At 71.5% G+C, this 5,316-nt stretch carries 5 protein-coding genes; all 5 read right to left on the reverse strand.

The window, feature by feature from the left end:
• Positions 1 to 126: 126 nt before the first annotated feature.
• The 5 genes from CCN56_RS43290 to CCN56_RS20130 all read right to left on the reverse strand — a co-directional run bounded on the left by CCN56_RS43290 (position 127) and on the right by CCN56_RS20130 (position 4,948).
• Complete coding sequence (locus tag CCN56_RS43290; RefSeq protein WP_179199912.1) at positions 127 to 300, reverse strand: hypothetical protein; 174 nt, start codon at positions 298 to 300, stop codon at positions 127 to 129.
• A gap of 161 nt (positions 301 to 461) precedes the next feature.
• The gene (locus tag CCN56_RS20115; protein ID WP_256962057.1) at positions 462 to 1,073 is read right to left on the reverse strand and encodes a hypothetical protein; all 612 of its coding nucleotides are present in this window, start codon (positions 1,071 to 1,073) and stop codon (positions 462 to 464) included.
• 35 nt (positions 1,074 to 1,108) lie between these two features.
• Positions 1,109 to 1,666 (reverse strand): GNAT family N-acetyltransferase, encoded by a 558-nt coding sequence (locus CCN56_RS20120; protein WP_086828722.1) that lies wholly within the window; start codon positions 1,664 to 1,666, stop codon positions 1,109 to 1,111.
• Positions 1,644 to 3,881 carry an MMPL family transporter gene (locus tag CCN56_RS20125; protein WP_086828724.1) on the reverse strand — a complete coding sequence of 746 codons (2,238 nt, stop codon included), beginning with the start codon at positions 3,879 to 3,881 and terminating at the stop codon, positions 1,644 to 1,646. Before CCN56_RS20125 ends, CCN56_RS20120 begins: the two co-directional genes overlap by 23 nt.
• Positions 3,882 to 4,018: 137 nt before the next feature.
• Positions 4,019 to 4,948 carry a hypothetical protein gene (locus tag CCN56_RS20130; protein WP_143664574.1) on the reverse strand — a complete coding sequence of 310 codons (930 nt, stop codon included), beginning with the start codon at positions 4,946 to 4,948 and terminating at the stop codon, positions 4,019 to 4,021.
• Between the last annotated feature and the right edge of the window lie 368 nt (positions 4,949 to 5,316).

Consider the following 5,316-nt stretch of genomic DNA (forward strand, 5'->3'; position numbering starts at 1 on the left):
GCGCGGGAGAGCGCCTCGGTGAGGGCGGTGAGTTCGCCGGCGCGGCCGACGAAGACGGGGCTGACTGACCTGGTCTCCACGGCGCCGAGCATCGCACATACTTCCATGCCGTCGCTCATAAGGGGGTCACGCGGCCTTGGCGAAGTCGACCGGCTGCGCCTCCGTGTGGTGGCCCCCGATCCGGATGCCGAAGAGGCGCAGGCCCTTGTGGGTCGCCGCGGCCTCGTGGGCGAGGCGCTGGGCGGCGGCCTCGGCGATGAGCTCGGCGTGGTTCATGCGCTGGAGTTCGTACTCGAACATCTTGTGCTCCCCTGGGTTTCTCGGTTTCGGTATCGCTCTCTTGCGATGCCTCTACTTTCGTTTCCCAGGGGGTGCCGTCACATCGGGCGAGTGCCGCATGTTCGGGGTACGGGGGTCCTTAGGCGGGTCCTGGGGATGCCTTAGGCGCTGCCCTACGGGTCTCAGGAGCCGGTGGTCGGGAGGCTCAGGAACAGGTCGAAGTAGGTACCGACCGACAGGAGCAGCCCGAGGCCGCCCAGGACGGCGCCGGCGACGGCGACCGCGCGGACCCAGGCGGGGCGCCGGGGCAGGGTGAGCACGAGGACGGCGACGACCAGGGCGAGGAGGGCGAAGACGCCGTTCACCAGGGCGGTGCTGTGCCAGGCGTCGCCGTAGATCTCGTTGATCTGCTGGGCCGGGCTGCCGCCGGCGGAGGTCTTGATCTGCCCGATGAGCGTCTCGCGCTCGGCGACGACCTTGCCGGTCCAGGTGCCGGTGAGGGCGACGGCCGAGAGGGCGGCGGAGACGATGGCGGCGGCACCGGCGCCGGTGCCGGTCCCCTCCGGGGAGGAGGCCGCTTCGAGCTCGTCCGGCGCGACGTCGTCCTGCTCGTCCTGCTCGTCCTGCTCGTCGAGCAGATCGGTGGCGTCGTCCTCGGCGGCCACGGCGGCCGTGCTCCCGGCGTCCGCGACGGTCTCGGTGGCCGGGGCGGCCCCGGTGCTCGTGCCCTCCGCCGCCTCGTCCACCTCGTCGGTCTTCGAGGTGGCGGTCTTCTCGGTCGTCTTGGTGTCCATGCGGCGCACGCTAGGGCGCCCACATGAGAGGGGGCTTAAGACGCCTTCGCCGCGCGCCACTCGGGAGCGAGGACGGACCAGATCTCGGTGTCGGCGCGGTTGCCGCGGTACAGGTAGTTCTCGCGCACGACGCCCTCCTTCGTCATGCCGAGGCGGCGGGCGACGGCGATGCTCGGCTCGTTCTTCGTGGAGGCGTACCACTCGACGCGGTGGATGCCGCGCTCCTCGATCGCCCAGTCGATGATGACCCGGCAGGCCCGGGTGATCAGGCCCTTCCCGGCGGCGGAGGGCTCCAGCCAGCAGCCCGCCTCGGCGGTCCCGCCCGCGGCGTCGAAGGTGCGGAAGAGGACGCCGCCGACGAGGGTGCCCCCGGACCAGATGCCGTAGAGGCGGCCGGTGTCGCTCGCGGCCTTCTCGGCGTACGAGACGAGGTAGGCGCGGGCGGAGTCGAGGTCCGTGACGATGTCGGGGAGGCCGATGTGCTGACCGACGAACTCCCGGCCCCGGTCCATGTGGGTGAGGAACTCCTCGGCCCGCCAGGGCTCCAGGGGCCTGAGTTCGGCGCCGTCGTCACCCAGCGATATCGCGAACATCGTCGTTCTCCTCCGTCATCGGAACCGTCACACGCTGTACGGGGATCTTCGCACGGGCGTCCGCGGCCTCCCGGCTCTCGGGCGGTTCGATGCTGATCCGGGGCAGCAGGCGGTCGAGCCACTTCGGCAGCCACCAGTTCGCACCGCCGAGCATGTGCATGAGCGCGGGCACGAGGAGGGTGCGCAGGACGAAGGCGTCGAGGGCGACGGCCGCCGCGAGCCCGATGCCGAACATCGCGATGACCCGGTCCCCGCTGAGGACGAAGGCCAGGAAGACGGAGATCATGATGACGGCGGCGGAGTTGATCACGCGGCTGGTCTCGGCGAGGCCGACCCGGACCGCCCGCCGGTTGTCGCCGGTCTCCAGCCACTCCTCGTACATCCGGCTGACCAGGAAGACCTGGTAGTCCATGGAGAGTCCGAAGAGGACCGAGACCATGATCACGGGGAGGAAGGGCTCGATCGGTCCGGCGCTGCCGAGGCCGAGGAGTTCGGTCCCCCAGCCCCACTGGAAGATCGCGACGACGATGCCGAAGGCACCGGCGACGGCCGCGACGTTCATGGCGGCGGCCTTGAGCGGGATGCCGATCGACCGGAAGGCGAGCAGGAGCAGCAGACAGCCGAGCGCGATGACGACGCCGACGAAGAGCGGCAGCTTGCCGACGATGATCCCGGCGAAGTCGTCGTACGAGGCGGTGACGCCGCCCACGTGCACGTCGAGGGAGGTGCCCGTCTCGGCCCTCGGGATCACCTCGTCGCGCAACCGGTCCACGAGGTCACTGGTCGCCTTGGACTGCGGCGAGGAGTCGGGCACGACGACGAGGACGGCGGTGTCGCCCGCGCTGTTGTACGTGACCGGGGAGACGGACGCCACCCCCTTGGTGGCGGTGAGCGCGGCCGGCAGCTGGTCGAGGGCGACCCGGTCGTCGGCGCCGTCGAGGCCGGCGACGAGGGTGAGCGGGCCGTTGACGCCGGGCCCGAAGCCCTCGGCGAGCAGGTCGTACGCCTTGCGGGTGGTCGCGGTGGCCGGGCTGTTGCCCTGGTCGGAGGTGCCGAGGTGGAGCGAGAGGGTCGGCAGCGCCAGGACGGCCATGACGAGGACGGCGATGCCGCCGAGGAGCTTGGGGTGCCGTTCGACGAAGGCGGACCAGCGGGCGGCGAGGCCGGTGGGCAGCTCGGGCTGCGGGCCGCGCTCGGCGAGCGTCCGGCGTTCGCGCCGGGACAGCGCCCGCATGCCGATGAACGAGAGCAGCGCGGGCAGCAGGGTGACGGAGGCGGCGACCGTGAGGAGCACGGTGAGCGAGGCGGCAATGGCGACGCCGTTGAGGAAGCTGAGCCGCAGGATCAGCATGCCGAGGAGGGCGATGCAGACGGTGGCGCCGGCGAAGACGACGGCGCGGCCGGTGGTGGCGACGGCGGTCTCGGCGGCCTCGGTGACGGAGAGGCCGCGTTTGAGGCCCCTGCGGTGCCGGGTGACGATGAACAGGGCGTAGTCGATGCCGACGCCGAGGCCGACGAGCATGCCGAGCATGGGGGCGAAGTCGGCGACGGTCATCAGATGGCCGAGGAGCACGATCCCGGAGTACGCGATGCCGACGCTGACGAGCGCGGTCGCTATCGGGAGCACGGAGGCGGCGAGCGAGCCGAACGCGAGGAAGAGGACGACGGCCGCGACGGCGACGCCGACGATCTCGGCGATGTGTCCGCCGGGGGCCTCGGTGAGGGCGACGGCGCTGCCGCCGAGCTCGACCTGGAGGCCGTCCGTCTGTGCCGCCTTGGCGGTGTCGACGAGGGCCTTGGCCTGGGCTTCGGGGATGTCGTCGGACTGCGCGTCGAAGGTGACGGTGGCGTAGGCGGTGTGCCCGTCCTCGCTGATCTGGCCCCGTGTGTCGTCGTACGGGGAGGTCACGGCCGCGATTCCGGGGAGGTCGGCGACCTTGTCGAGCATCGCCGTCATGCGCTCCTCGACGGCGTCGGCGCGGACGCTGCCCCGGTCGCTGTGCCAGACGATGGTGTCGCTGTCGCCGCCGAGGCCGTGGAAGCCGCGGTCGAGGAGGGCGGTGGCCCGGCCGGACTCGGTGCCGGGGACCTCGTAGTCGTTGGAGTACGCACTGCCGGCGAGGGTCGCGCCGGCGGCGGTGCCGCCGAGCGCGAGGAGCCAGAGGAGAACGACGACGAGACGGTGACGGACGCACCACCGTGCGATTGCGGCCAAGGACGTACTCCTGACTGGATCTGTACTCGCGCCCCACTGTTACAGCCAAACGTGATCGTTTGCCCGTTTCGTGGCGATCCTCACAGAGTGCGTCGCGGGACCGGCGTTCCGTACGGTGAGGCGCGGGTCACGGTCGGTCAGGTCCCGGTCGGCGTGACGCAGTGGCCGGGGCCGCTCGGGAGGACCCGCTTCTCGTCGTACAGGTCGGCCAGGGTGACGCGGACCCCCTTGGCCGCCCGGCCCGCCTTCCACCGGCCCTCGGCGGAGAGCGGATGGAGGTAGCCGTCCTTCGGCGCCGAGCAGTCGTGGTTGGCGACCTCGCTCGCGTAGGCGCCGAGGACGAGCTTCCCGCCCTTCGACGTGAACGTCATCTGGCGCCGCACGGCGACCCGCGCCACCTCGGGGACGCCCGGAATCACCTCGTGGCCCTCCTCGGCCCGCACCAGCGCGTAGACGAAGGAGTAGTCGACGTGCACGGACAGCTCCCCCGCCGCCGAGACCTCGTAGGTCATCGCGCCCTTCGCCCGGACGCCGTTCTCGTCCAGGTACACCTCCTCGGGGTCGAAGCGGGTGACCATGTCCTTCCGTACGGCAGCGTCGACTCCGCTCGGATCGAGCAGGGCCGGCGCCGCGGCCGGCTCGGCACCGGCGAGGGTGTCCTCCGAGACGTTGGTCTCGACGAGCAGGGTCTTCACGTTCTCGAGGACGGCGGTGATGTCCTTCTCGGAGAGCCCGCCGGACGCCACGGGCACGGGGACGTAGATCCCGCCGGCCCCCGGCGTCCATCCGGCGGCGGGCGAGTTCCGGAACGGCATGTCCTGCGTGTACGGCCATTCCAGGGGCCAGATCTCCTCGTGGAGCGTCTGCGCGCTGTACGGCTCGTACGGCGGCCGCTCCCCCGTCACATCGGTCAGCCAGTACCCGAACCCGCCGAGGAGCAGCACACCGGCACCGACCGCAAGCGCGATCTTGAGGCGCCGTACCCTCCTGTCGCGCCGCAGCGCCTCCTCACGTCCCGGATCGTTCGCCTGCGTGCGCAGCCGGGCGACGTAATCCGTGGGTTCCACCGACATCCTCTGTCCCCTCCCCTGCTCCGCCAGGGGCGACGGAGCGGGACGGAGCCTCTCATGCGGCAGCCCGGTCCCGCCGAGCGCGTCCGGGGACAAGCCGCCCCCCGGACGACGACGACCTCCTCGGCCGCTTTTACGTGGGGCGGTCTCACGCGGGCCAGGGTGAACCGGAGTACAAGTTCACCGAGGACGACGCGGACTACACGCCCACCTGCGAGGTGCTCGCTCAGGCGCGTTCCACGGGCAAAGGCACGTAGTTCCCCAACCCCCTCACGGGCCGGTGGCGCAGGTGTTCCTCCTGCGTCAGACGGTCTGACACCGGGCCCTTCGGGGGGTGTCCCGCCTGGACACCCCCCGAAGGGCCC

The sequence above is a fragment of the Streptomyces sp. NRRL B-24572 genome (genome assembly GCF_002156145.1).
Lineage (GTDB): Bacteria > Actinomycetota > Actinomycetes > Streptomycetales > Streptomycetaceae > Streptomyces > Streptomyces vietnamensis.

Bases quoted from the DNA above. Each gene is read 5' to 3' on its own strand.
- CCN56_RS43290 (WP_179199912.1), bottom strand. From the start codon at position 300: ATGTTCGAGTACGAACTCCAGCGCATGAACCACGCCGAGCTCATCGCC.
- CCN56_RS20115 (WP_256962057.1), bottom strand. From the start codon at position 1,073: ATGGACACCAAGACGACCGAGAAGACCGCCACCTCGAAGACCGACGAG.
- CCN56_RS20120 (WP_086828722.1), bottom strand. From the start codon at position 1,666: ATGTTCGCGATATCGCTGGGTGACGACGGCGCCGAACTCAGGCCCCTG.